This is a genomic window from Jezberella montanilacus, from assembly GCF_003003055.1.
GTDB classification, from domain to species: Bacteria; Pseudomonadota; Gammaproteobacteria; order Burkholderiales; family Burkholderiaceae_B; genus Zwartia; species Zwartia montanilacus.
Genome location: NZ_PVTV01000014.1, coordinates 262,240 through 289,071 on the forward strand (window position 1 = coordinate 262,240; position 26,832 = coordinate 289,071).

Annotated in this window: 23 protein-coding genes, 1 tRNA gene and 1 CRISPR repeat array; of the genes, 7 read left to right on the plus strand and 17 right to left on the minus strand. The window is 47.3% G+C overall.

The annotated features are described in order from the left end of the window. Position 1: 1 nt before the first annotated feature. Positions 2–1,720, minus strand: coding sequence for an acetolactate synthase 3 catalytic subunit (locus BCM14_RS10565; RefSeq protein ID WP_106227985.1), 1,719 nt, complete (start codon positions 1,718–1,720; stop codon positions 2–4). A 62-nt stretch (positions 1,721–1,782) separates the two neighbouring features. On the opposite strand from BCM14_RS10565, the gene BCM14_RS10570 reads away from it, so the two are divergent. The 3 genes from BCM14_RS10570 to BCM14_RS10580 all read left to right on the plus strand — a co-directional run bounded on the left by BCM14_RS10570 (position 1,783) and on the right by BCM14_RS10580 (position 5,099). Next, positions 1,783–2,076, plus strand: coding sequence for a hypothetical protein (locus BCM14_RS10570; protein WP_106227986.1), 294 nt, complete (start codon positions 1,783–1,785; stop codon positions 2,074–2,076). A 69-nt stretch (positions 2,077–2,145) separates the two neighbouring features. Next, entirely contained in the window at positions 2,146–4,305 is a 2,160-nt protein-coding gene (locus BCM14_RS10575) for an FUSC family protein (protein WP_106227987.1), read from the plus strand. An 11-nt stretch (positions 4,306–4,316) separates the two neighbouring features. Beyond that, positions 4,317–5,099 carry a 3-hydroxybutyrate dehydrogenase gene (locus BCM14_RS10580; protein ID WP_106227988.1) on the plus strand — a complete coding sequence of 261 codons (783 nt, stop codon included), beginning with the start codon at positions 4,317–4,319 and terminating at the stop codon, positions 5,097–5,099. A 67-nt stretch (positions 5,100–5,166) separates the two neighbouring features. Here BCM14_RS10580 and BCM14_RS10585 read toward each other — a convergent pair whose 3' ends face one another. Beyond that, positions 5,167–6,381 (minus strand): patatin-like phospholipase family protein, encoded by a 1,215-nt coding sequence (locus BCM14_RS10585; RefSeq protein WP_106227989.1) that lies wholly within the window; start codon positions 6,379–6,381, stop codon positions 5,167–5,169. A gap of 1 nt (position 6,382) precedes the next feature. Beyond that, complete coding sequence (gene yaaA / locus BCM14_RS10590) at positions 6,383–7,153, minus strand: peroxide stress protein YaaA (RefSeq protein ID WP_106227990.1); 771 nt, start codon at positions 7,151–7,153, stop codon at positions 6,383–6,385. Positions 7,154–7,337: 184 nt separating this feature from the next. On the opposite strand from yaaA, the gene BCM14_RS10595 reads away from it, so the two are divergent. Beyond that, positions 7,338–7,427: transfer RNA gene (locus BCM14_RS10595), tRNA-Ser, on the plus strand. Positions 7,428–7,940: 513 nt separating this feature from the next. Continuing rightward, positions 7,941–8,717, plus strand: a complete 777-nt coding sequence (locus BCM14_RS10600) for a hypothetical protein (RefSeq protein ID WP_106227991.1) — start codon at positions 7,941–7,943, stop codon at positions 8,715–8,717. Between the two features lie 491 nt (positions 8,718–9,208). Here the strand turns inward: BCM14_RS10600 and BCM14_RS10605 are convergent, their stop codons facing one another. Both BCM14_RS10605 and BCM14_RS15320 read right to left on the minus strand, forming a co-directional pair. Then, positions 9,209–9,538: a hypothetical protein gene (locus BCM14_RS10605; RefSeq protein WP_106227992.1), complete on the minus strand. Its 330-nt coding sequence runs from the start codon at positions 9,536–9,538 to the stop codon at positions 9,209–9,211. 586 nt (positions 9,539–10,124) lie between these two features. Beyond that, positions 10,125–10,268 carry a hypothetical protein gene (locus BCM14_RS15320; RefSeq protein ID WP_259673548.1) on the minus strand — a complete coding sequence of 48 codons (144 nt, stop codon included), beginning with the start codon at positions 10,266–10,268 and terminating at the stop codon, positions 10,125–10,127. Between the two features lie 81 nt (positions 10,269–10,349). Here BCM14_RS15320 and BCM14_RS10615 point away from each other — a divergent pair, with 81 nt between their 5' ends. Continuing rightward, entirely contained in the window at positions 10,350–10,595 is a 246-nt protein-coding gene (locus tag BCM14_RS10615) for a helix-turn-helix domain-containing protein (RefSeq protein ID WP_106228028.1), read from the plus strand. A gap of 188 nt (positions 10,596–10,783) precedes the next feature. Continuing rightward, a CRISPR array of direct repeats spans positions 10,784–12,929; the repeat unit is 36 nt; unit sequence GTTCCGGCCAGTGCGCATATCTCAATCAAGTAAACT. 68 nt (positions 12,930–12,997) lie between these two features. Here BCM14_RS10615 and cas2 read toward each other — a convergent pair. From cas2 to BCM14_RS10675, 12 genes are all read right to left on the minus strand, one after another. Continuing rightward, entirely contained in the window at positions 12,998–13,288 is a 291-nt protein-coding gene (cas2, locus tag BCM14_RS10620) for a CRISPR-associated endonuclease Cas2 (protein ID WP_259673549.1), read from the minus strand. Positions 13,289–13,337: 49 nt separating this feature from the next. After that, complete coding sequence (gene cas1 / locus BCM14_RS10625) at positions 13,338–14,267, minus strand: type II CRISPR-associated endonuclease Cas1 (RefSeq protein ID WP_106227995.1); 930 nt, start codon at positions 14,265–14,267, stop codon at positions 13,338–13,340. Positions 14,268–14,271: 4 nt separating this feature from the next. Further along, positions 14,272–17,322 carry a type II CRISPR RNA-guided endonuclease Cas9 gene (cas9, locus tag BCM14_RS10630; protein WP_106227996.1) on the minus strand — a complete coding sequence of 1,017 codons (3,051 nt, stop codon included), beginning with the start codon at positions 17,320–17,322 and terminating at the stop codon, positions 14,272–14,274. 268 nt (positions 17,323–17,590) lie between these two features. Next, the gene (locus BCM14_RS15165) at positions 17,591–17,884 is read right to left on the minus strand and encodes a hypothetical protein (RefSeq protein ID WP_146129761.1); all 294 of its coding nucleotides are present in this window, start codon (positions 17,882–17,884) and stop codon (positions 17,591–17,593) included. Positions 17,885–18,197: 313 nt separating this feature from the next. Further along, positions 18,198–20,696, minus strand: a complete 2,499-nt coding sequence (locus BCM14_RS10640; RefSeq protein ID WP_259673551.1) for a phage/plasmid primase, P4 family — start codon at positions 20,694–20,696, stop codon at positions 18,198–18,200. Between the two features lie 55 nt (positions 20,697–20,751). Next, on the minus strand, positions 20,752–20,961 hold the full coding sequence (locus BCM14_RS10645) for a hypothetical protein (RefSeq protein WP_106227999.1): 210 nt from the start codon (positions 20,959–20,961) through the stop codon (positions 20,752–20,754). Next, positions 20,958–21,227: a helix-turn-helix transcriptional regulator gene (locus BCM14_RS10650; protein WP_106228000.1), complete on the minus strand. Its 270-nt coding sequence runs from the start codon at positions 21,225–21,227 to the stop codon at positions 20,958–20,960. The genes BCM14_RS10645 and BCM14_RS10650 overlap by 4 nt, the downstream gene beginning before the upstream one ends. A gap of 112 nt (positions 21,228–21,339) precedes the next feature. After that, the gene (locus BCM14_RS10655) at positions 21,340–21,756 is read right to left on the minus strand and encodes a hypothetical protein (protein WP_106228001.1); all 417 of its coding nucleotides are present in this window, start codon (positions 21,754–21,756) and stop codon (positions 21,340–21,342) included. Then, a complete protein-coding gene (locus tag BCM14_RS10660) occupies positions 21,753–23,090 on the minus strand; it encodes a tyrosine-type recombinase/integrase (protein WP_106228002.1) in 1,338 nt (445 codons plus the stop codon). Before BCM14_RS10660 ends, BCM14_RS10655 begins: the two co-directional genes overlap by 4 nt. A gap of 335 nt (positions 23,091–23,425) precedes the next feature. Continuing rightward, on the minus strand, positions 23,426–24,133 hold the full coding sequence (locus BCM14_RS10665; RefSeq protein WP_106228003.1) for an alpha/beta hydrolase: 708 nt from the start codon (positions 24,131–24,133) through the stop codon (positions 23,426–23,428). A gap of 2 nt (positions 24,134–24,135) precedes the next feature. Then, entirely contained in the window at positions 24,136–24,981 is an 846-nt protein-coding gene (locus tag BCM14_RS10670) for a DODA-type extradiol aromatic ring-opening family dioxygenase (protein WP_106228004.1), read from the minus strand. Between the two features lie 79 nt (positions 24,982–25,060). Continuing rightward, positions 25,061–25,477: a DoxX family protein gene (locus BCM14_RS10675; protein WP_106228005.1), complete on the minus strand. Its 417-nt coding sequence runs from the start codon at positions 25,475–25,477 to the stop codon at positions 25,061–25,063. Positions 25,478–25,598: 121 nt separating this feature from the next. On the opposite strand from BCM14_RS10675, the gene BCM14_RS10680 reads away from it, so the two are divergent. Then, positions 25,599–26,501, plus strand: a complete 903-nt coding sequence (locus BCM14_RS10680; RefSeq protein ID WP_106228006.1) for a LysR family transcriptional regulator — start codon at positions 25,599–25,601, stop codon at positions 26,499–26,501. Positions 26,502–26,832: the final 331 nt, after the last annotated feature.

The window sequence follows — 26,832 nt, forward strand, 5'->3', positions numbered from 1 at the left end:
CTCACAGGTCTTCTGAACCGAGCAACATCTCAGTCAAGCCTTTACCGGCCTTGACCATTGGCCAGACGTTCTCGGATTGATCGGTGATGATATCCATAAATACCAGACGGTCTTTCAGTTTGAATGCCTCTTTTAAGGCACCTTCAACGTCGGCTGGCTTATCGATCCGCATCCCGACATGGCCATAGGCCTCGACCAGTTTGACGAAATCAGGCAACGCATCCATGTAAGACGCTGAATAACGTGACGAATAATCGATTTGTTGCCACTGGCGCACCATGCCAAGGTATCGATTATTTAGACAGATAACTTTGGGTGTCATACCATACTGCTTGCAGGTCGACAGCTCTTGAATATTCATCTGGATAGAACCTTCGCCGGTAATACAAGCAACGATTGAATCCGGATTAGCCATCTGCACACCCATGGCGTAAGGCAAGCCCACGCCCATCGTACCCAAGCCACCCGAGTTAATCCAGCGGCGCGGTTTGTTGAAACCGTAATACTGGGCGGCCCACATTTGATGCTGACCCACGTCAGACGTGATAAAAGCCTCGCCTTCAGTGATCTCACACACTTTTTGCACGACCCACTGAGGTTTGATCACCTCGTTGGAATTGGCAAACTGCATACATTGCTTGCCTCGCCAAATATTGACCTGATCCCACCACTTTGCCAGTGCAGGTGTATTGGGTTTGGTTTCTGCGGACATCGCAGTGTATTGAGCGATAAATTCGTCCAGAACGTCTTTGACGTTGCCAACAATTGGCACATCGACTTTGACGCGCTTGGATATTGAGGAGGGATCAATATCAATATGAATGATCTTGCGTGGATTCGAAGCAAAGTGCTTGGGATTACCAATCACGCGATCGTCGAAACGGGCGCCGACCGCCAACAGCACATCACAGTGCTGCATGGCCATATTGGCTTCGTAGGTGCCATGCATCCCGGGCATGCCGAGAAACTGTGCATCGGATGCGGGGTAGGCGCCCAAGCCCATCAAAGTATTAGTGATCGGTGCGCCCAGCATTTTGACAAAGGTCTGCAGTTCGGCGGACGCGTCCGACAAAATGACACCGCCACCGGTATAGATCATGGGGCGCTCAGCCTGCAACAGCATCTGAACCGCTTTTTTAATTTGCCCTTGATGACCTTTCACAACCGGTGCGTAAGACCGCATGGTTATATCGCCTTTGGGCGCAGTGTATTTGCAGTGAGCAACCGTGATGTCTTTCGGGATATCAACCAGAACCGGGCCGGGGCGACCTGTGCGTGCGATATAAAACGCACGCCGCATGGTCTCAGCCAGATCCTTAACATCGCGAACCAGAAAATTGTGCTTAACACAGGGGCGCGTGATACCAATTGTGTCGCACTCCTGGAAAGCATCCTCTCCGATGGCATGCGTGGGCACCTGGCCACTGATAATCACCATGGGGATCGAATCCATGTAGGCCGTCGCAATGCCTGTTACCGCATTGGTTGCGCCGGGACCGCTCGTGACCAAACACACGCCGACTTTATTGGATGATCGTGAATACGCATCTGCCGCATGAACAGCAGCCTGTTCGTGCCTGACCAGAATGTGTTGGAATTTGTCCTGCTTATATATAGCGTCGTAAATGTAAAGTACCGCACCGCCCGGGTATCCAAAGACGTGTTCCACGCCTTCGTCAGCCAAGCAACGCACGAGAATATCTGCGCCATTGAGTTCCATTAGTAATATCCTTTCATAACAGGCAACACCTATCAGACTGCATTTTTTATTTTTGGATAAAAATGCTGAACCGCAACACATTCAACAACACGATTCGGCGTTTTGAGACTCACGGAGCCTCTCTACCCGGACACATTGCTGATCTGTCACGCATTCGCCATCAGGCTATGCAAGCACCCAACAGGGGTGCACTGGATCGAAACGGAGTCGCTGACCGGGGCTTTTGGCCAGGTCAGCAGCAAAGTTATGGCAAGCGTACTAGGGAGGGGTTCACCCCAAAGCAACAAAGCCACGGGCAACATGACGGTAACCAAAGCTTGCCCGAACGCGCAACTTTAACCGTAGTTTTGCGCTAGCGCAAATCGGTCTAAGGTAAGATTGACTTCATTGTTCAAAGATGCAAGAAAAGGCATAGCAGTCCCCTTATGGACATCAGCATCCCTCAATTACAACGCTTTATCTTCGGTCACCACTTTTATAGTGGCATCCGACGTGCTGCAGGTGCGTTATTGCCAGTGCTGGTACTCGGACTTGGCTTCAATTTATTCGCTGAGGGTTTGGTAGCGAGTTTCGGGGCGCTTTGCATCGCCTTTATCGATCAACCTGGTCCTCATCACAATCGCTTGGGCGAGATGCTCAGAGGCGCGTTTCTCAGCTCGCTAGCAGTAATCATCACCGGTCTGGCATCAAACAATATCTGGGCAGAAAGCGCCGCCGTCGTTTTGCAATGTTTTGGTTTTTCGCTTCTATCGGTTTATGGCAAAAAGGGCACGTTGATCGGCTTTGCTTGCCTGCTACTCATGACCGTGACCTTGCATTCCCCCCTCTCCCATCACGAGGTTTGGACTCACACGCTCATTTCCCTGAGCGGTGCCCTGTTTTATGCAATTTTCAGTTACTTCACCAGTCGCCTAATGAGCATTCGTGAAAAAGAGCAGGCGCTAGCAATCGCTTTGTTTGCGACAGCTGACTATTTAACAAGTCGCGGCAATATGTATAGCGCAGACAGTGAGCTCGACAGTAACTACCGCCACTTAATCACCAGACAGGCCGACATGATTGAGAAGCATCAAGGCGCACGAGACATGGTGCTGCGGGGCCTATCCAATCTAAATGACAAGGGCGACCGACGTCGCATCATGCTCTGGAACCTCTTTATTGAAATGCTGGCGATTGTCGATACGATGGTGGCCACTCAGGCGGATTACGCTTTGCTGCAGAGCAAGCTGGGGGGCAAAGACATACTCTTGTTCATGCACGATGCCCTGTTCAAAATGGCACTTGATCTCGATCGTATTGCCTTGGCAGTGGCGCGAAATAGAATCGCTCGCAGCAAAAACAGCGTCAAGGCCGAATTGCGTGCAATCGAGTTTGACGTCAAGGCAATGCAACAGAACGGTTTTGCTGTGAGAGAACCAGATGCTTATAGCGTCTGCCTTCAAATATTAAAGAGGCTGCGCCACAATGCGAATTTGATAGAACGGATGTACGTTTATACAAGAAGTGCAGAGGACCTGAAGCCTCTCGACTCAGCATCGATCAATGACTCGCTCAGTGCCTTCCTATCAACTCAGAAATTTAATCCAAGGCAACTAACGAGCAATTTGCATCTTGGATCACCTTTCTGCAGATACGCACTGCGCGTCGCACTGGGTAGCATCATTGCATTGGCAGCGGCAAACTTGATCCCTGGCCTGATGCCTCAGGGTTACTGGATTTTGCTAACGGTCATCATCATCATGCGTCCAGGCTTTGCCTTGACCAAACAGCGTAACGGATTTCGACTAAGCGGCACCATTATTGGTTGTTCCTTGGCGCTGGCGGCAGTCTATTTCATCGAATCTCATCAGATTCTTGCTGGTGTGATGGTTCTCGCTCTGATAATAGGTTGCAGCTTGATACTCGTCAACTTTATGGCAGCGGCCGCATTCAACACCTTAGCGATGCTCATTGCGTTTTTTTTGTTGAACCCAGCCGATACCAGCATCATTGGGATGCGGGCTATCGACACGATTATCGGCTGTTGTATTGCCTACGTATGCAGTTATTTTCTGCCCTGGTGGGAGGCCCAGTTCATGCCTGCGCTTGGCCGTGCAGTGGTCGCTGCAAATGAGCAATATTTAATACGTAGCCTTGCCTTGGTCGATTTGAGGCAAAAAGTAATGGCTGGCGGCGCTGACGAGTCGCTTCAAAAAGCCGATTTTGACTGGCGGCTGGCGCGTAAAAATCTTCATGTCGCCTTGAGTAATTTCGCGCAGGCTTTTTATCGAATGATGGCTGAACCCAAGTCACAACAGCGCGGTGTGGCGATTTATAACGGATTGATGATTCAATGCCATATGCTGGCTTCGCAGACCACGTCCCTCATGACAATCCTGTCATCTCACGAATCAACACCAGAATCCGTTAAGCTACATGTGAGTAAACTTCTTGAGAGTTTAAAATCCGGCAATAGCGATCATGGCGGGTTGCCTTCGCCACCGATCTTTGCACCCACCGGCTTATCTGACTTGAACTACCCGTTAAACCAGATCCACAAATCGATTCTGGCGATTGTCCGCTTCAGGGCTAACCTTACTACCTAAAAGGAACCTCCATGTCTTTAAAAGATAAAGTTGCTCTCGTAACTGGTGCTGCCAGCGGGATCGGCAAAGCCTGTGCACTGAAGATGGCAGAACAAGGGGCTTCGATTGTGATTGCCGATTTGAATCTGGAAAAATCACAAGAGGTCGCCAACCAAATTATTGCTTCAGGTGGGCGCGCCCTTGCCGTGGCGATGGATGTGACAGACGAAGCAGCCGTCTTTGCAGGGATCGATTCAGCTGTCGCTCAATTAGGTAGCATCGATGTGCTGGTGTCCAATGCCGGCGTGCAAATCATCGCACCGATCGAGGATTTCAAGTTCTCGGACTGGAAAAAAATGCTGGCAATCCATCTGGACGGCGCATTTTTGACGACACAAGCCTCCATTCGCCACATGTATAAAAGTGGTCGCGGTGGCGCAATTATTTATATGGGCTCGGTGCACTCGCACGAGGCATCAAAACTGAAGTCGGCTTACGTGACAGCAAAGCATGGCCTGCTTGGCCTATGTCGTGCAGTGGCTAAAGAGGGCGGCCCCAAAGGCGTCCGAGCCAATGTGGTTTGTCCCGGTTTCGTCCGCACGCCACTGGTTGAGGCACAAATCCCCGAGCAAGCTGCCTCCTTGCACATCACCGAAGAACAGGTCATCAAGAATGTCATGCTTAAAGACACGGTTGATGGTGAGTTCACCACGGTTGATGACGTAGCCAATACGGTCGCATTTTTAGCAGGCTTTGAAACCAATGCGCTAACTGGTCAATCCATTATCGTTAGTCACGGCTGGCACATGCAGTAATAGGGCTATCCCTCCTGCAATGAAAGAGGCGCGCAGGCGCCTTTTTTTATCTGGAATGAGCAAGGTTTTACACCGACTTAGCAGCGTGCGCCCAAGACTCGCGGTGAACATCAAACTGTGTGAAGGTTTGACCCTTGGGCGGCAAGTTCAGGCAATCGGGATGATCAAACGTCAGGCGCATGTCTGACAACCCTTCTGACCAGTGATATTGCTTGGTCTCGTGACTGAACTCAACATCCTTATATGAACCCTCGGTCTGCTTATTCTGATAGATCAAATGAATACAGTTGTAGCGCACCCCTTCAAGCTTGGCGGTCAGCTCTTTGAAGAAAGGATCTTTTGCCCGCACGGCTGGTGACACTTTCTGTATGGTCTCGTTCAGTAGATCTCGTAGACCCTGCATCTCTTTGATTGCAGTCGTGATGTTGCGGGTACGGCTTGAATACTGGATGTCTTTCATCCTCGTCATTACGTCGCCAATAGTCTCGGGCAACTTGCCCTTAGCGCTCCAGAGGTCGATCTGAAACACCAGCGTATCCTTGCGATGCTGGCCCGCGATCACGTACTCAAGTGGCGTATTGGATACGCAGCCGCCATCCCAGTAGAACTCGCCTTCTATTTCAGTGGCAGGGAAGCCTGGGGGCAGTGACCCCGATGCCAGAAAATGATGAGGCGTCAGCGTGATTTCGGTATTATCAAAGTAGACGAAATTTCCGTTTCTGACATTTGTAGCACCCAGTGAAACGCGCATGTCGCTATCGTTGATCCGATCAAAGTCGCACAGCCGCTCAAGCGTCGCGATGAGCGGACTTGTATCGTAATAACTGATTTGTGCTGGGTTTCCCATGCCAGGAGCCATTGGGCGTGGAACAAAAAAACCTTGTTGACCTGCAAGAATCGCCTGACCAGCTGCCATCGTCCCAAACCAGGTTTCAGTAAAGTCCCTGGTGCTCTGGGTAAACATCCCTGCAGCTGAATTCATCATATCCATCATCGACGTCATCATGCCCGCTGCAGGTGACGGTGGATGGCAAATGGTCTCCCAAAATTCTTTCAGCTTAGCGACGCGATCTTCGGGCTTGTTGCCTGCAATGATTGCGCAATTCAAGGCACCGATTGAAATGCCAGCCACCCAGTTTGGATTAACGCCCACTTCATGTAATCCTTCGTAAACGCCCGCCTGATAAGCCCCCAGCGCACCGCCACCCTGCAAAACCAAAGCAACCCGCGGGTACTGAGAGATTTTCTCTTGTGCTATCGAACTGCGTTTTCGAGTAACCATGCTAGGTAGATCTCCTAAAGACTAGTTTGTCCGATGTGGATACTTGTGCCGCAAACGAATATCCCTCACTTTCAAACTGCTTCAGTTGCTCGACTGCCGTTATACGATTCTGAATAGCAAACCGAGCCATCAATCCGCGAGCACGTTTAGCATGAAAGCTCACCACTTTAAATACACCCGCTTTACCATCCTGAAACACGCACTGCACTACCCTCGCTTGCAGCGCTTTTAAATCAACCGATTTGAAATACTCTTCTGACGCGAGATTAATCACCACAGGCTCTTTGTCTTTTGACAATCTTTCGTTCAGATAAGGAGCTATCGTTTTCGACCAGAACTGGTAAAGATTTGTGCCACTGGAGTTGGTTAGCCGAGTACCCATCTCGAGCCGATAGGCTTGCATCAGATCGAGCGGACGCAACACGCCATATAGACCACTGAGTATGGCGACATGATTTTGAGCCCATTTCATGTCAGCTTTCTTTAAGGTGGAGGCTTCCAATCCTTCGTAAACATCGCCATTAAACGCAAGCAAGGCTTGTCGGGCGTTGTCCTGGTTGAAGACAGGTGTCCAGTTTCTGTAGCGCTGAACGTTCAACTTGGACAAGGCAGGACTGAGGTCCATCAACTCGGATACTTCGGTCTCGGATTTCTTTTTGAGCACTTTAATGAGTTCAGCTGCCTCTTTGATAAACAAGGGCTGGGTGTGTTCAGTCGTCGAAACCACTGAGTCGTAATCAAGTTTTTTTGCTGGGGATAAAAGAAAAAGCATGCCGACGCCTATCAAGAGAATCGCAGAATAGTTAGCTTAGTTTAGCGGCACCTTGTTGTCATGCTGATAAACCGCCATCAGCCAGGTGGGATTCTGCTAGAATCACAGGCTTCGACGCGATCGCTAGTGACCGTGCACGGTGGTGAGTGCAACCAGCATGGCACCTACTATGTTCAGTCAACCCGGAGAGGTGGCAGAGTGGTCGAATGTACCTGACTCGAAATCAGGCGTGGGTGCAAATCCACCGTGGGTTCGAATCCCACCCTCTCCGCCAAGAAGTGAGTAAATACGCACATCTCGGGGCGCTTTTTATTTTTACATACCCAAAAACGTACCCAAAAATTTTTACTTGAATGTGCTGCTGAACAAATGTTTAAGCAGTCAGCGGGATTGATATCTGATCTCTGCCTTGTTCTTTTTGGGTAGTTATAGCTAAACAATCCCTGCAAGTTTCTACACCAGTAGAACGCCCTTGTCAGATGTAAGAAGCGAAAGAGGACGGTTAGGATTTTGATATTGGCATACTGCCAACCCCACCGCACCCCCACCCTCCGAAAAGCGATCGACCCACCCTTCGACCATGTATCACTGTTCGTCAGCCGCAAATTAGATTCGTGTAAAACTTTGTAAAAATCTAGTATTGGCATGTCAAACGTTTGACCATTTTCTAAATTCAGCGATTTTGAAATTTATCAACTACTTTATTTTAAGGGATATGCATTCGCCATTACCGGTGTTACTTTCACTTTATAACTTGTGAGGCGTAGTTTCACTGGGGCACTTGGAAATGTTTAATTTTGTAAAAACACCCATTACGGTAATCGGTGCGTTCATATCATTGATATACGGTTGCGCAAACTGGCTGTTAAGTTCAACCGTAACGCATTTAAACATTGATCAGGTCTGGTTTGTTTTGGGCTTTATCGTGGTGTTTCCATTTGTAGTGCTCTTCGTGTTTTATTGGATTTTAACCAGACACCATATAAAGCTCTATGCCCCTTCGGATTTTCGTAGCGACGCAACTTGGATGGATTTTGTTCGTCCAGTCCCTAGCGCTGAGGTTGAAAAGGAATTGAGTCAAGCTGCCCAAGCATGGAGTGACGAAAAAGTTGACCCTGTAAAAATAAATGAGTCGCCTAACACAACGACCATACCCCCTCTAACTCAAATCCGCCACAGAATATCAGTTGCCACAGACAGAGCTATTCAAAAATTTGAACGTGAATTCAATGTCCGTGCCGAAAGGGAGATTGAGATAGGCAATACCGGCATCCGTTTTGACGCGCTCTTTTATGGGCTAAGGCCAACACTTCTCGAGGTGATCGTTTTGCTAACGCCCAGCACTGCACAGTCGAATGCCTCGATTGATAAGATTGTTGACCGCAGTTCTCGAGCAGGTCATTATTTCAGAAATCAAGTACGAATTATTGTTGTTGTGGTTTACAGCTTTTCCAATAAAGTAGTATTTCCAATTGAAAAGCACTGGCGTGAGCGTCTTAGTGCATCATATCAGCCCATCGAGCTTCGCTTTGTTGGTGAGACCGAGCTCGATACTGAGCAATAGTTTCGTATCTAGTGTGCACATGTCAAACTTTTTGCAAGCTCATAGCGGTGGATTCAATCTTTGAATGAGGGGTAGTTCGCCAGCAAGCTTTCTTTTTGCTTGAATAAGCTTACTAGCCGTGTAAGCAGCGTATGTTTTTTAAGTGCTGGCGCTGCAGATGCCACCAGCCAAACTATTTCGCGACTATTGCCGCTGTCGACAGTCTTCCCCACGTGTTGATATTCAAAGATCGGTTTCTTTAAGCCACACCCGACACATGTCTTTAAAACCTCCGCTGACGAACCCCAATCGTGAGGAGGCGAACCAACGCGAAAAGTCCCCCACTCAGGTCGATTATGTATCTGACTGCAGTTTAGGCATTTGAAGAGGTTGAAGCTGGCTATGCGAGACAATATTAGTCCTTACTTTGATTTTTAACTTCTTGTGCTTTGCGTTGTTCCGCGCCAAAAAGACCAATTACTTTTTATCATTTATCGGGCTGTCTAGTTTGGTCAGACCGACTCTCTAAACCGCACTAGATTCTCACCTAGTTTTTCTTGAAGGGCAGCGAATTTCTTAGCATCCAATTCGCCTGTTGGTAGGTTGCAGTCTTTGAATGCTAGGCGCAGTGAACTTGATACGCTAACGGTTGAGCACGCTGCCAATAGCGTCGATCTTTGATTTTGAGTTAGCTTGTAATTTCCCATTTCTAGCAGGGTTGTCATGTAATCTTCCAGCCGCCAAGATGCAGCGGCATCGTCCTTAAACACTTCACAGGCGGACGTTTTAAATAAAAACTCCAACTCACCCCAAGTCAAAGATTTTTTGAACATACCAAACATTTTCACCTACCCCAGTAAGTTAGAGAGTCAGCGGCACGTTGACAGCAGCTTGTTATTGAAACCAAAGCCACATGCCATGGATTATGCCGATTGGAAAAAATAGGGCTCCCGCCACAAGGAATCCCCACGCTGCATGACCGAAGCAATAAAAAATGTGGTTTAGCCAAGCCACGAAACAGACTAGTCCAATAAGCCATTGCATGTCTCAATCCTTAATTGAACTGTTGGGCTGAATAAGCGATCGTGCGCATCGTGCTGGCGGCATCAGCACAGCTTATCTTTGGCGCTCGCTGATAGGCCTCAATGCTTTTCGACGTGTAAAAACTTACGTTCTGACTAATTCTTTGAGTTTGCTCGTCGTGAAGGCTATGCGTATATCCATACTTAATAACTCTATTTACTGTGTCATCAGACAGTGCATAAAGACTACTTATTTCGCAAGCTTTCACGGTCGCCATGTAAGTGAAGGAGGCCATGAACAGATTCTGATATTCGTCCTTACTCAAAACCCTAGCAGCAATGGCCGTGTTGATGCCAGCTACAAACAGTAACCAGATTAGGTTTTTCGTTAATGAGCGCTTTACCATTAGACAAATGGCCACAAAAGCGCCACCGCAATAAAAGTTGCGAGTGGGCCTTCGGTACCAACGCGTCCAGAGTTCAGGTGCTTAAGTGCTTTGGCAACGCCTACGACTAGATAGATACCTACAATAACCAACAGTAAGTCCATAAGTCTAATCTCCTTAGGCGGCTCTGATTTTGGGTATCTTATCCCGTGGTTTTATGTCCGTCAATGAACGACATTGGGCGGATGGCAAAGCCCTCTCCTACACACTCTGGCAACCCTGCACTTGTCTCAATCGGTGAGACAGTTAGGTCTGTTCGAACAAAGCAGGGTTTGTCTCAGGAAGGTCTGGCACTTGCCGCTGAGTTAGACCGTTCCTACATGGGTGGAATAGAGCGGGGAGAGCATAACTTGACGGTGATTAACCTTATCCGTGTGTCAGGGGCTTTAGGGTTAACCCCTTCAGAATTACTCAAGAAGAGTAGGCTTTAGAACTGTTGAAAGATATTGGGTTGCATATCCCAGCACCTGATCTCATCAGTCATGTAAGGCTTACTCTTCGTGCACTGCGCTATATTTCAATTGTTTGCATTTGTTGATAGATGCTTGGCTAGTCACAGCACTACTTGAATTTTGTTGTCTTTCTCGTGTTCCTCTTGATGCAAAGAGTCTGGCTACTAGTTCCGGCCAGTGCGCATATCTCAATCAAGTAAACTTCGGCACTAGCAGCATTTGCTACAACGAAAGTTCCGGCCAGTGCGCATATCTCAATCAAGTAAACTCACCGGCCACTTGGAGAAGTGTTTGATGTTGTTCCGGCCAGTGCGCATATCTCAATCAAGTAAACTACGCGGATAAATTTCCGAGCGAATAGGTAGGTTCCGGCCAGTGCGCATATCTCAATCAAGTAAACTGACCCCTCAATATCAAGTGTCAACGGTCTCGTTCCGGCCAGTGCGCATATCTCAATCAAGTAAACTCGTTTTCGCGCACCGTGTGCCGTTCATACGGTTCCGGCCAGTGCGCATATCTCAATCAAGTAAACTATTACTAAGCTTCTTAGTTGCAGGGGCGTTGTTCCGGCCAGTGCGCATATCTCAATCAAGTAAACTTTTCGCGATAGCTTGCCGCCTTCATCGCCAGTTCCGGCCAGTGCGCATATCTCAATCAAGTAAACTTTGTTCGTTGTCTTGGTGTTATACGTATCCGTTCCGGCCAGTGCGCATATCTCAATCAAGTAAACTCAAAAGCAGTGCGGAAGTCTGAGAGTTGTAGTTCCGGCCAGTGCGCATATCTCAATCAAGTAAACTAAAGCGTGGATGGGTATCGCTGACAGATGAGTTCCGGCCAGTGCGCATATCTCAATCAAGTAAACTACGACTACGAGTTCACCGAAAATGGCAAGAGTTCCGGCCAGTGCGCATATCTCAATCAAGTAAACTAGTTTGCAAAGCTTTGGAAAGTCCCCCTTAGTTCCGGCCAGTGCGCATATCTCAATCAAGTAAACTTACAACTGCTGCACAAAGTTTTACCGTACCGTTCCGGCCAGTGCGCATATCTCAATCAAGTAAACTTTAAGCTTGAATGCTGCGACATAGGCGAGGGTTCCGGCCAGTGCGCATATCTCAATCAAGTAAACTGATTCGGTAGTGTTTCCATCGCTAATTCTGTTCCGGCCAGTGCGCATATCTCAATCAAGTAAACTTTCGAAGTTGAACGCCGGGATGCAGCGTATGTTCCGGCCAGTGCGCATATCTCAATCAAGTAAACTGGATGAATATGGATGGTGCCCTCATAGAAAGTTCCGGCCAGTGCGCATATCTCAATCAAGTAAACTGGATGAATATGGATGGTGCCCTCATAGAAAGTTCCGGCCAGTGCGCATATCTCAATCAAGTAAACTTTAACCGTTACGTCTGTCGGCTTGACTGGGTTCCGGCCAGTGCGCATATCTCAATCAAGTAAACTTGTCAGGTTTTTTTTGACGGTTCCGCGCAAGTTCCGGCCAGTGCGCATATCTCAATCAAGTAAACTGCCTGCAGTTTACTGGCGCTCACTGAACCAGTTCCGGCCAGTGCGCATATCTCAATCAAGTAAACTTGCGCTTGACTTCGATCACTGTGTGACAGAGTTCCGGCCAGTGCGCATATCTCAATCAAGTAAACTTATTACCGCGCAATATGGTATTTGAAGGCAGTTCCGGCCAGTGCGCATATCTCAATCAAGTAAACTATTTCTGGTACCGCTACTTATTATGGTGGAGTTCCGGCCAGTGCGCATATCTCAATCAAGTAAACTAATGAATAGATATAAATTCCCAATAAAGCAGTTCCGGCCAGTGCGCATATCTCAATCAAGTAAACTTTATCGAGAAATATGCAAAATGTTGACGCTGTTCCGGCCAGTGCGCATATCTCAATCAAGTAAACTGATTCCCGTACACGTTTTTAACCTCTACTGGTTCCGGCCAGTGCGCATATCTCAATCAAGTAAACTCGAGCATTTAGAGGAAATTGACCCAGATTAGTTCCGGCCAGTGCGCATATCTCAATCAAGTAAACTTGTCCTTTTTTTGAGTAACCGATAATCCGGGTTCCGGCCAGTGCGCATATCTCAATCAAGTAAACTAATATTTTTTACTTCGCAGCTTGTGCATTAGTTCCGGCCAGTGCGCATATCTCAATCAAGTAAACTCTTTTAGCCGTTCACTCATAGAACCTCCGCGTTCCGGCCAGTGCGCATATCTCAATCAAGTAAACTTCCTCCCATTTCCACCCAAGCATCTCGTAAGTTCCGGCCAGTGCGCATATCTCAATCAAGTAAACTCCAAGTCCGATAACCCATTGATACGTCAGTGGGTTTTTCGCTTCTGATCAGTAAATACTGTTGATTTTTCAAAATAAATCAAACTGATCCGGTGTTTTTTTATCGGGTTGTTTCGCGCGGCCGTGGAAGCTGATAATTCTCTCGTACTGCTTATCAGTAAATTGAATGATGTTTACATTGCCACCTTCGGGCAAGGCTTCCTCTACCCGTTTACAGTACGTGTCAACTTGGGTGGGGCTGCTACAAAACCGCATGTAGACGCTGAACTGGCTCATAGAAAAACCTAGATCTAATAAGGTATTGCGAAACTCCGTTGCGGCCCTTCGTTCCGCTTTTTCGACCACAGGTAAATCAAACATGACAATCATCCACACAAGTCGATATCCTGAAAGCATGGGGGTCAAGCGCTTAATCAGAAGGGTACGCTGTCGCCAAGGCAATCGATAATGACGGTAACGGCAGGTCAAGTTTGTCGCGCTCGCCTAGGTAGCACTGAGCTAACGAAATCGCCAGATTCTGCATACAGACCACGATTGGGCTGACCCCGGCTTTGCTCTGCATATCGCTATACAGAGTGCTTACTAACAAGCGCTTGGTTTCAGGTTTTACTTCGGCGTCGTTTTTACTCCACAAATGCCAGACCACAAGATCGACCATCGGCCGAAAGGGTTCAATCAAATCGTCTACTAGTCGCATCGCATTGCTGTCGTTGCTGTGATGTAAACCGATGCTTGGGTGCAGCCCTGCTGCAATCACTGCACGCGCCGTGGCAGCACGAAAAACAGTGTATCCGTAATTTAATAATGAGTTGATGCCATCTAAATCGCGATCACGGCGAAAGTCTGCACCAAAAAGTAGGCTCCAGTATCGACGAGCACCTTGCGCTTCGATGTTTTCTGGGTCACCACTCTTGACCTTAGAAATCAAAGCTTTTAGCGGGACTGAGGGTGCTCCTACTGCATCTAAAACCGCAGCCTGTTGAGTCAATTTAGACCGAACAATGCTGCCCCACAGTCGTTTGTGAAGAGGGGCTTTTGCTGAAATCTGTGACTCAATTCGTTTGGATTGCTCAAAATTACCCTCTATCGGCAGTAGCATTCCGACCGCGTTGTGATTTGCCGCGCACAGTACGAATGGCACGCCTCTTTCTGCAAGCGCTACAAGCAGATTGTTTGTATAACTCAAACCATGAGCATTACCTATGACTGCGGCAATATCATCCAGTGGGATACGGCCTAGCTCTTCACGATCGCCTTCGGTACTGCGAACGACCATTAGACCGCGAAGCGCCGATAAGTGCCTACTGTCATCAGCTACTTCAACAATACGCCCTAGCATAGGTTTAATCCACGAAGCCTTTGTCTTTAACCTCACCGATCGGGGAAACTGTTACTCGCCTACCCTTCGCAGTTCGCAAAGATCCAACCATTTTTGAAACAAATGCAAATGTATCTGAGGCGTCACGATTCCGTGCATCTACATTTGCTTCTTGGTGTGAGGCTAGAAATATTTGCCCGTTTCCTGCAAGTTTTTGAATTCTGACCGTTTCGGTTCTTCCATTAACTTCAAGTCGCAACGTATCGCCGATGAGTAGGCGCATAACCAAATGCTTACCATTCAAGCTAAGACGCGGATTTCGTAAACGCGCCACTCCCTCATGCCTAACGATTTGATAAGCTTGAAAAGTCGAAATTACATCGCTCGCCCATTTTCCGTCGTCTGTCCTGTAGATCTCCATGCAGTAGTTGCTATCGCCTTTATAGCCTTTGTAAGGCCGAGGCGATCCGTCTGGCAATAACCCGTGCCGCTTAGGTGCCTTATTGCTAGTCATCTCAATGACTTTTAAATTCGAGTCTTCTCGCTGGCGGATGCCATCAACAATCTTGTGCGTTCGCACAACGCCACCACTCAGTAACCCATAAGCCGTGTCGTTATGCATTGCACCTTCATGACCGTGATCGGGTTTATGACTTACGAAAATCGCGTTGATTGCACGCGCTACGTGATCCCTATAAGTGTCCCAAGGCAGAGGCATGTTCTCGACTAGGCGCGTTAAGTGTTGCTCCCTTGCATTGGCGCTAGCTTTCGCAAATCGTTGAAGCATAGATTGATCTGTTACGGCGATGACACATGCGTCAACCGCGTGGTGCCTATGATCGTTTCGGTTCTTTTCACCGTACAAACCGAGAATGTCGTTGAGCCCAAACTTGCTGCGCAGCATTGCCGTCATTTGGCCGGGTATAACGCGCGTATTTTGTGGGCAAATTAGACTCATGTACTCTCTTGCAACTCGACTAAGGTGGCGCGTATCATTTAGTGCGCGCGCTAAAAAAGTTTTGTCTTCACGTAGCCAGCGTTGATAGCCATCATCGCCAAAACGATAGCGCTTATTTTTGGGCATTTTTTCTGCTCTAGCAAGCATATCCTCGTGATTCCAGCCTTGTGCCGCGAAGTCATTTCTAGCCTCCCACGGAGTGCGATTACCCTTAATGCGATTAGCCTGCCGCATTGCCACTGTTTTGTTATTCAACCCATCATCTAATGTTTGAGAAAATGGCAGAATGTGCTCAATTTCAACCTGATCGGAAAGAAGCATCTGAACGCTGATTTGTACGCCGCTGTAGGGGCAACGACGGTCTGCCGCATCGTGACTCAATTCTTCCCATAAAAGCATTTTTTGAATATCATCTCTGCGAACACGTTCGGCAGAGATATTTAATGCGGTAGCAACATCTTGGCGCAGTCGCGCATTGCGGTTTTGGTTCTCAGTTTGTCGTTTGTTATCTTCTTTACGTTGCTCTTGGCTTTGTTTTAAATCTCGCGCGAGTTCTACTATGACTTCACTTGGATGCCCATAGCGTTTGATCAGAGCATTAACGACGACGCGGATTTGATTCAGCCCTATGTGTACGGTGGGATTTGCGATCTTGCCGTATCGCTTTTCAGGATGATCTTCGGGTACGCCAGTACCGAACCCCACATGGCGCTGTAAATACTCGCCGTAGTAAGGCAAGAGAGGTAAGATTTCTCCTGTTGCCGCATGACTAATATTGCTGTGGTGCTCAAACCCAGCTGCTACTAATGCCTTGTCATAGGTGACGACTTCTTTTTTAAGTTCGGGCAAAATTCTGACGAGCGCTTTTGCACACAGACTACCGTATCCTTCTGGCAGCGCTGCATTTGCGATTTTTTCTGCTTTGCGCTCATCAAAACCGAATTCATTTTGAAGCCAGTTGATCAAAAGCGTTTCGTTCTCTTCGTTAACGAGTTTGCCCACAATTTCGTCTTGCCGCTCGAGGCTGAGATCAAACCATGTCGCACCAAAGTAATCAGTCTTTGAAAGGATTGCACTAGTCGTATTACCTTTTAACTCTTGACGCTTTGGGTCTTCAAAGTTGAACTGCGCTGCACCGCTTAAATCCAGCAACCTTTTAATTTGTGTGAATGAACGTTTACTGTGTTGTTCTAGAGCAGTGACCAGTAAGTTGCGTTGCGCTAATGTCAAAGGCCCTTCACTAAGTCCTTCGCCAAGGATCCTTAGGTTATTTACCTCTTGATACATGCGGAACTGCTGGGTGCTTGGCAGTGCCAGAGGAGCACGTTCTTCGTCGGGCAATAGGGTGCAACGTCCTGGCTTTACAGGTTTGAGTGGACGTTGGTGCAGTAAGCAGTCTTTCAGGGCGAGGCGGGCATCCTCTGTAAACTGACTTGAATTGAACTTTGTCTGAGCACTCCACAGGGCATCGAATTCGGCCTCGATCATTGCTCGATCAATATACAAATCGTAGCTTTTATCAATTTTGGTCTTTCCGTTTTCTTGCTTGACGGGCGTTTGACGGTAGCGAGCCCGCACGGTTTGACCGCTAGTATGACGCTTGTACAGCCACTCGCCGACAGTGCGACTGCCATCAGAGACCATCGCTGCACGTAGGTTTTTTAGGGCAGTTTTGAGAGCCCCTGCATCATTGTCTTTTTTGTCCGTTTTTCTGTTGCTTTTAAAGCCCCTGCGCTGGTTTATGTGAAATAGGGCGCGGGCAAACTCGCTCGGCTGCAATGCCTCGTTTAAACCTCGGGCTCTGAGTTCATATGGGTCCAGTAGTTCAAACTCTTTGCGAGCTACGGGATCGACAGGAAAAAAACCGTATTCGACCAAGTTGGCCATCATGCGCGACTTGCGCTTTAGTAGGCGGTCGCGTCGCCTGCGCATCGCTCGAGCATCACGCCTAGTGACTGCCAAGGAGGATCCGTCTTTAGGGTTACGGCCATCGCTGAAGATGCGCACGCCTGCCTTGATGATTGCATGGGGTTCGTTGGCATCGTTGAGTCGAACCATCGCCCAGCCAAGCGAAGTGCTGCCTAGGTCTAAAGCCAGTCGATAACGCATTTTGGCCATTTCCTACCCCTTTTAACGCTCGTTTGATTATTTAATTTAGTATGCTAAAGTATCCCATATAGTTGATTGAGATATGCGCTCTGGACGCTAACAAGCTGAAAGATGCACCAAATGGAAAGCCGCCATGTGCGGCTTTCGTCTTTTTCGACTGTAAAAACATTGGGCTGTCTCACTCCATGAGGCAAGGTTAGTGAATGTTATCTATGACGGCCAGAGTCTGCTGTTTTAAAACTAGCGCATTGGGTACCTATTCGGTTAGTGCATTCGCCTAGCCAGCCGATCTCGAGGGATCAATAGCCAACGGTGTCTTAGAAAACAAACCAATACTCTTGCAATAACTTTCAAGCTCGCGAAGCTCTCGCATCTTTTTCTTTCTTTCTGCTAAAGCAGCACCAGACTCACGCCCTTGCTGACTGAAGTTTGCAGGGTTACGTCCACCACCATGCATCTTGCAGACGGTACAACCCACCCAATTAAGAGACCGTGCTCTGAGGCAGCGCACCCCGCTGCGTTTTGATTTGGCTGTGCATTGTATTTCTGGTGTCAGGTAGGGCAGGGGCATGGTTTACTCCGAAGTTAGTATGTAGATGGCCTTGGGTGTAAGAATGGTTAAAGTGTTTGGTTGTAGGTGTTGTTAAGGGAACGGTCATCAGGGAAAGAACAAGATTTGACATGGGTTGTAAATAGGCATGATGCGAGGCATCCTGATACTGGGTAAAAAGCCTATTGACCTTTTGGATAATGCAGGGGGGGGGTAGGTGTTGATGACGCTTGTGACGTATATCTCCTATTTCCCTAAAGTCCTATAGGAAAAAAAGTAGGAAAAAGAAAGGGAAACACCCCCACATAAGTCACAAGCGTCATCATCAACACCGTCACGACAGTGCCCTCGCAGCAAGAGAGACGTTGAGTAACTTCAAGCCTTCATAAAAACGTGAGCTACTTGTTCTACCTGCTGACACACCATGATCCTGCAATCGTTGCGTTAACGCCTTTTTAGACATGATTTTTAACCCTTGCTCTTTAGCCCACTGGGTGTAGTCCATGTAAACAAGTCCAATCGGGGTGCAAATGCTAGGGTCGGATTGATCGGTATTGTCTTCTAGCCATTCGTTGAGTAGGTCAGACTCGTGCTGATAACTTTTACCTGCCTGTACGATAGCTTGAGGAGGCTTTAGCTCACGCTCTTGATATTCAGCGTAGCCTCGGAGCATCCAGTTAAGTATCCCGGCACGTTCAGCCCATAGCTTTGTTTCAAGGTTAGGATCAACCTCATCTTCTGGTACGTTATTAGTAAAGGGTACAAGGCGCATCCTGCGCCACATTCCAGCCGAAGTATCTTGAACGATCGGTTTATGGTTGCCACGAACATATAGCTTGGCAGTTGGTAAAAAAGAAAACTGTCTCCCGTATAGACCTCTGGCTGCAATTGGCTCACGTCCAACCAGTAACTTAATCGCGCTATCGTCCAACCGTTGCCCTGCTTTGGTTTCGTTGAGCATTACTAGTCTAGCTCCACGCAATGCGGCAAACATCGTGTCTTTGCTCTTGCCATCATTCGAGGTAATCAACTCAGTACTTGCTACATGAACGTAATCACCCAAGATTCTGCTAAAAACATTAATTGCAACCGACTTGCCATTGCGTCCGTTTCCGAACCAGAAGTGCATGACTTCCTCACCGACGAAACCCGAGAGCGTGTACCCCATGGCACGCTGCATATAGTCAACCATAGTGGCATCACCCTTAAAGCACTGCAGCATGAATCGCTCCCACAGCGGGCAGAGTGCTTCCTCATTAAACTCGACGTTACATTGCTTAGTTATGCGCTGTTCAGGTGTTGGCGCCAGTAGTTTGCTCGATCTCAAGTCAATAACGCCATTGCGCACGCCCAGTAGGTTAGGATCAGCATCGAACTCCACCATTGAATCAACTGCAACGCTTGGCTCAGTAGCTGCCATATCAATCATTGCGTTTAGTTTGTGCTGATCTTGTATGCGCGCTATTTCATTGAGCCGCTTTGCGTCACCCATGAAGTCTTTTGCAGATCTTTCTAACATCGCTTGGGCAACTTGCTTCCCAAACTGGATATGTTCACTTTTATTGCACCGTGCCCATCGTTGATCTGCCTGTGACCACATCAGCCATGACTTATCTGAGTGCACACACAAAAACTGACCCGCTGCTTGTGCGGCATAAATCTGTCCATTGCGTACATCCCCTCGTGCTTCCCTTATCTTCGTTATCTGTTTGGGGTGTACATCCACGCTATCAAGCTCTGACAGCATGCCTTGCTCAGGAAATAACTGTCGTTGCAACACCATTTCATTACTAATACCCAAGGTCTCAAACAGAGACCCACTGCCAAAATCCTCAACGGTCTTTTCCCACTGCAATTGCGAGGTATTAAACCCCGCTTGCTCACAAAGATATTTACAACCAAAGCCCGCCTTGCCAGTAACCTCTCGCAGTGCGCGATCGTATCTGGCATTAACTACTCCCTCATCAAAATCTTGATACGCACCTTGCCCATACCCATCCTTTGACCACTGGATGAAATATCCCCTCCCAGACTCACCGTAAGCTCTTGCAAGCGCATTACATGCATCAGACCATGATTGCTCATCGACGTGCTTTATTCTGCCCAAAACCGCTTTTAAACAAGCCTCAGTCAGCTTGCCGTAATGACCGTTCCACTCGGTAAAACCCGAGGCATTTAAAGGCTTTGGTGCAGCACTACGGGCTTTAACACCACTACCGCCTTCACTGCATGCCCAATGGTCTAAGTAATCAATCAGCGCGTCGAACTCATCCGCACTAATTAACTTTAACGGCAGTGGGGGTGTTGTGTATGACTGACCTGTGACAGCAAGGAACCGCTTCTGACTGAAGACTTCAATACATCGGTTCTGATACTTACGCGCTTCTGGATTAGTCTTTGCAAATTTGCTCGGTGAAAAAACTATCTGCATATCTTTTCTTGGTTTCGCCGCTACTGCAACAAAGATTTTTGACCCAGTACCGCTCGGACTGATCTCTGCATAACTACCAACCTTGTTAACAAAAGTTGCCACGCCGTCGTCATCGTCACTACCGCAAAGGAATCCATCTAGATCAAAACAATATACATAATGGTCATCACACACCTTTAAGCCGTCTTCAGTCAAACTGATACCCACTGCCAACCCTTTGCGTTCAGCTAGGGCTAAAGCAGAATTCATGCGCATCCATATTGATTTATCGCTATAAGGCTTGTTATATAAGCCCGTGAAATCAACTGGTCGTTTGTCTCTGTGCATTAACCACGTTGACTGCACCTGTAATTCAGCGGGAATGACCGCTGAGAAATCTTTCATTGCTATGTTTGTCTGCATTACAATATCCATGTAGTTTGTTCTTACCTAACGCCGTCCTGCCAGACGGCGCTTTTTATTCAGCATCCTGCTGCTCCCACGCTTTCAATAAGCGCTTGTGATTTTTTACGATTGACTCCATAACGATTTTCATAAACTCCCACCGCTCTTTCAACGGTACGTCTCTAGCCACGAATAAGTCGGTTAAGTCTTGTGCAGCTGCAAGTTGCCACTCTGTGCAGTTAATTGCGGCTTGATTTCGTGCGCTCGGGCTTTTCTTGTTCATGCTGACACCTCTGCTTTGTAGTTCGCAGGGTCTTTAAGCCATTCGCGAACGTCCCCTAATTTCCAAGCAGTGATAGCAGGAGTAACTTTTACAGGGGAGGGGAAGGTGCCGGCTTTAGCTTTGCGCCAGACCGTTACGATTGAGAAAGGCACTAATCCAGAGGCTACAAGCTGCTTGGGTCTAATCAATACAGCGTCAGGTAGTGTGTCGTAGTTAGCCGTTTGTTGTAGTGTTGCAGTACGGCTATTGATAGTGGGGTAACTCATAAGCGTTGTGTCCTTATAAATCAGTTAAGAGCACCTCAATTCGATGCATAACTTGATTCTGATTTACTTAGGATGCGCCGTACATGCACGCTGCTGCAGCGTGCAAATTTTGTTACCGAAGTCCTCTTTCTTTGCGATAGCGGGCAATATGTTTTGTGACGAAGCTATCACCCCTGCCTAGCCCGGGGATTTGAGTTGCATCTTCGCTGCAAGCTGCGAGCCGACCACTGTATTTATGTATGTTCTTATCCAGCCAGTCATACAGAATTTTTATAGCCTTTGCCTTTGCCAAGCTGGCTACCAAGGACGACTTTCTCTGTGCGCCCCGTGCACGCACTGTCTTGGTGTGGTCAATTAGCAAAAAAATTAGCTCAAGTAAAGATCCGCGTGTCACTAACTGCTTGAGATCAGCATCAGACCCTTGCTCTTTGAGCACCATGCTGAATATTTTCTCTGCCGCCCGTCGCTGCGTTTTGGTGTACTCAACTCTCAAAAGTAGCGCCTCTAACCCTGCTTCGTTCTTGCTCATGCTTTACGCCTCCTGATCGGTGTGACCGTTCCCACGCTCGCTGGACCCGTCCCACTATGCGCATCTTGCGCACTGGGTAGGTCAAGGAACTTCGCCCAGTCATTCATTAGTTTTCTGCGCTTCTCAAGTAAGTCCGTGCGTTGGTAGGCTTGATGCACCGCATCGCCGACTGTATGACCACTTGCTGCTTTACGTATTTCATCTGGGTAGCTCGTGCACTCCGCTGCCCAATCTCTGAACGTCGATCTAAACCCATGCGGTACGGCTTTAACGGGTAGCTCCCCACGCTCTTGCATGCCGCGCATCAACTGGCTGAGTGCCATATCTGATAACTCACTACCTCTTGTGCTCGGGAATATCTTTGTTGTGTCGGCTAGTTTGGGCAGGGATTTGAGCAAGGTTATTGCTTGCGGGGGCAACGGTACTCGATGCTCGTGCTTTGTCTTTGTATGCTCCGGTGGGATTACCCACAGTTTTTCTTCAAGGTTAATTTCAGACCATTCAGCGGCACGAACAGAGCCAGACCTAACGCCTGTCATTACGAGAAACTGCAACGCTTTAGCACTGATGCTTTCGTTAAGCCTTAGTTTGCTCATGAAATCACCGACCAAGGCATAGGGTACTGCCGGTTGATGGTTCACTTTAGCTACTTTATTGGGTGCAGGGAGTATGTTCTTTAGGTTGCCTGTCCACTCCGCCGGATTGTCACCGCTTCGGTATTCACTTGTTTTTGCATAGTCCAGAACAGTCTTGATGCGACCCAACACCCTATTAGCTGTTTCGTTCTTAACTAGCCAAAACGTCCCTGCATCTGGTTTTTTAGGGTCTGCCGGTTGATTGAGCACTCGCAGTACGTCTGCTCTCGTTATATCAGCAACTAACCGCTTGCCAAGAATCGGGTAAGCATAGGTTTCAAGAGTCGTTACCCACTGCTTGCGGTGCTTATCGTTTGTATGTTCTACCCCTTTGGCTTCGATGTAGGTTTTGGCACATTCTTCAAATGTCTTAGACCTTGCCTGTGCGGCTAATAAAGCGCTACGCCGCTCGTCTTTCTTGACTTTAAGGTTTACCCCTTGCTTGGCTTCCATCACCAAGCCTTTAGCTTGCTCTCTGGCTTCGGCGAGTGATACCTGAGGGTATGACCCCAAACCAATAGGGTGTCGTGTATTACCAACCCTTACACGTAATAGCCATGACCGTGCCGGCATAGCACCTTCCTGAGATGGCTCCCGCACTTGAAGCAGTAAGCCCGCAACACCTCCAACTGCATGCCAACCAGTGTCTTTGATGCGGTTAACTTCAACTGCTGTCAGTACCTTTGCTATTTTCGGCATACTCACCTACATATCCAAAACGATGATATTTCATGATATCAGAGGATATAAGATGTAGCAATATTTTATTCGTAAGTTATTGATTTAATTGTTTAAATGATCGTTTATGATATTCACTGAAACAACCGGCTGGCAGTCACCCTCTCCGCCAGTGCTCGGCTCTACCGCTCGGCTCTACCCCATTTCACAGCTTTTCTCTTCTTACCCCCCCACATAAAAACTAAATCTTTCGAAGCAAGGCCTTAGAAGCTTTAAAAATGAGCTAAATCAATAGCAGAAACAATGACTTAAGCCTTACTAGATCAGGCGTGGCATACGCACCGAGATCATTGGAATCATGTGGAATTCAATAGTTTTGATATGGCATCTACAGAAGTGAAGTGCTCATTAAGCCATTGCACAAAATCTTTCAACTCATTTTCAGAAATCTCATGATCCATTGGATAAATTTTGCTTACATGAGGCACGTTTAAATCGTTTAGCAATTCATCAGCTTGAAATAGAAAGCTAATAGGCAGCTTGCTATCAAACTTACCGTGAGCCAAATAAGCTTGTAGCTGCTTCAAACCTTCTAGATTATTAATGTGCGGCTTAATTTCAGGCAGAATTCGTCCAGAGAGAACGCCAAAGCCTTTAACTGCATTAGGGAAAGTCAAAGCCACGCTAGCACTCATGATGCCTCCCTGACTAAAACCAGCCACAACCGTATTGCCACTAGTGACTTGATATAGCGCTTGCATTTCTTTAATGAAGACCAATAAACGCAATCGACTCTCATCCGCTTCTTGCTCATTAATTTGCGGACCATCTTTAGTAAAGGTCACATGAAACCAAGCAAACTGATCGCCACTATTGCTTAATGCAATCGGGCCTTGAGGCATGATCACCAAAATAGCTGGATCAATCCATTTGCTGATTTCTGAAAAATTACGCTCATTTCCACCTACCCCATGAAGTAAGAGTAAACAGCCCTTTGGTGGACTGACACAAGCTGGTCGTACGCGATAGGCAAACTGAGCACCCGGTAATAGCTGGCTAATCATCTTTAAGCCTCGCTTCCTTCGTGCACATCTTCTTCACTCAAATTACCTCTAATAGATTGATTCAAACCCCATGCGAAAGAATCCATTGATAAGATTCCGTACTCAATACCGCCCTCGATCGTTCGTAAGTTGACATCATTTAAGCGGGCACCCAAGGCAATAAACAGAGGTAAGAAATGCTCATCCGTTGGATGCGCACGCATTGCACCAGGTGCAGACTCTCGATACGCCAATAATTGATCCAACCTTTCAGACTGAACTACCTGTTTGACCCAATCGGCAAATGAACTGACATAGGGAAGATCGCCACCAACGCCTTGACGAAAATCATGTAAGTTGTGCGTCATACTGCCCGAAGCAATAATCATCACACCCTCATTTCTTAAGGGGCCTAGTGCCTTACCTAGATCATAGGCACTTTGTGGATCCAGACCTTTTGGCATGGAAACTTGAAATACCGGAATATTCCCATCTGGCAATAAATGCATTAAAGGAACCCAAGTGCCATGATCCAAACCACGGGAAGGATTTTCTTTAACGATTAAGCCTGCCTGCTTAAGAACATCAATTGCTTTCTTTGCCACATGAGTTGCGCCCTTAACTGGGTATGAAAGCTCATACAAAGGCTTTGGAAAACCGTAAAAGTCATGAATAGTCTCTGGCTGGGGATTAGTCATTACCTCTATATCAGCAGTCTGCCAGTGTGGCGACACAACTAAGATGGCTTTGACATCACCAAGATTTTGGCCGATATGATTTAACTGCTCACCCAAGAAGCCAGGCTCAATGGCAAAGGTCGGCGCACCATGAGAAATGAACATAAGAGGGGCAGCAACTAAGGTTGTCATTTTTTACTCTTTATCTATATATGTAGAGCGAATGCGCCCCTACCCCATCAACGAAAGTAGAGGCGCTCCGACTCAAGGCTTAATCTTGTTTAGCTTTCAAACCATCGATACTGAACTTGCCGGCGCCACTTGATGCCAATACCAACAAGCCACCCATTACGGCAATGTTCTTAAAGAATAAGAGTTGTGCGATGAATGCCGCATCTGCGGGAGCTGCCCAAAATGCGTGGCCAGTAATCGAAGCGGCCAATGTGAAGACAGCCAACAGAACTGAGACGATACGAGTTTGAAAACCTACGAGCAATGCAATACCGCCCAAGACTTCAGCAATGATGGCAACGATTACGCCCAATGTGGGAGCTGACATACCCAAAGAAGTGAAGTAGCCAACGGTACCTTCAAAACCAGTAATCTTCGATAAGCCAGCCGGTAAAAATAGGGCAACAATTAAAAGTCGTCCAACCAGATTTAAAGCGTTTTCATAAGTGTGTTTCATCTAATACTCCTTGTTTAGTAAATTAAGCGGAAAGCCTTCTTTCCTTAGGTAGAACTTTACTGTTCCATAATTAATAGATAAACTAGCATTTATGAGATTAACTGTTCAATAAATCGGAACAATGGACAAATTCCAAGAAATTACTACCTTTACCGCTGTAGTCGATGCAGGGAGCTTTGTCAAAGCAGCAGATAGACTCAATATGTCCAAAGCAGCCGTTTCCAGGCACCTCGTTGACTTAGAGACCAGACTAGGAATTCGCCTGCTTCATCGCACCACCCGCAAACTCTCCCTAACAGAAGAAGGTGAGCTCTTCTATGAGCGTTGCAAAGAGATTTTGGAAACTATTGAAAGCGCCGAAAACGAAATTACTTCTCACACTGAGGATGTGAGCGGGCAAATTCGGATTAACGCCCCCTTTAGCTTTGGTATTCGAAAGCTAGCGCCTTTGTGGGGAATATTTCACCAGAAGTATCCAAAAGTCACTTTAGATGTCGTGCTCTCAGATCGGTTAGTAGACGTTGTAGATGAGGGGTATGACATTGCCATTCGAATCGCCGCACTAACGAATTCTACTATGGTGAGTAAAAAACTCACTACTACTCGTATCATTTTATGCGCCTCACCAACATACCTTAAAGAACATGGCACGCCAAAAAAACCCGCGGACTTAATGAACCATCAAGTCATTAACTACAGTTATTGGGCAGGCAAAGAGGAGTGGAGCTTTGATGGACCAAATGGTGGGGAGAGCGTGAATATAAAGCCATTTATGCAAACGAATAATGGCGATACTTGCCTTTCCGCTGCAATTGCCCATCAAGGAATTGTTTTGCAGCCTAGCTTTATTGTGGGAGATGCTATTCGTGCAGGAGACTTAGTAGAAATCATGCCCAAATACAAGTCGATTGAGCTAGGCATTTATGCCATCTTTCCCACGCGTAAACATATTGCACCTAAAGTTAGGGTCTTGATTGATTTTCTAGTGGATTATTTTTCGAAAAAAGATTTAGATAACTTCTAATTTTAGTTAAAAGAAATATTTGAAGATGATGGGATCAACTAATTTGTTGGTCGCGAGTTCGAATCTCGCCCGACCCACCAGCAATACAAAGGGATCACAGCAATGTGGTCCCTTTTCTTTTGGTTACCTTTTAATACTGCATTCCCAAGCTGAAACGAATCAATGAGTGCAGACCAATCATATTGGCTTAATATTTCATTGCACTTATTAGAGTCTCCCTGATGAAACTTTTTGTGTTTGACCTGTCTGGTTTTATCGGACCATTTTCATTTAGAAACGACGGCTCCGGTTGTTGAACTGCTTTTCCATTCAGACACGTACTCAAGCGGCG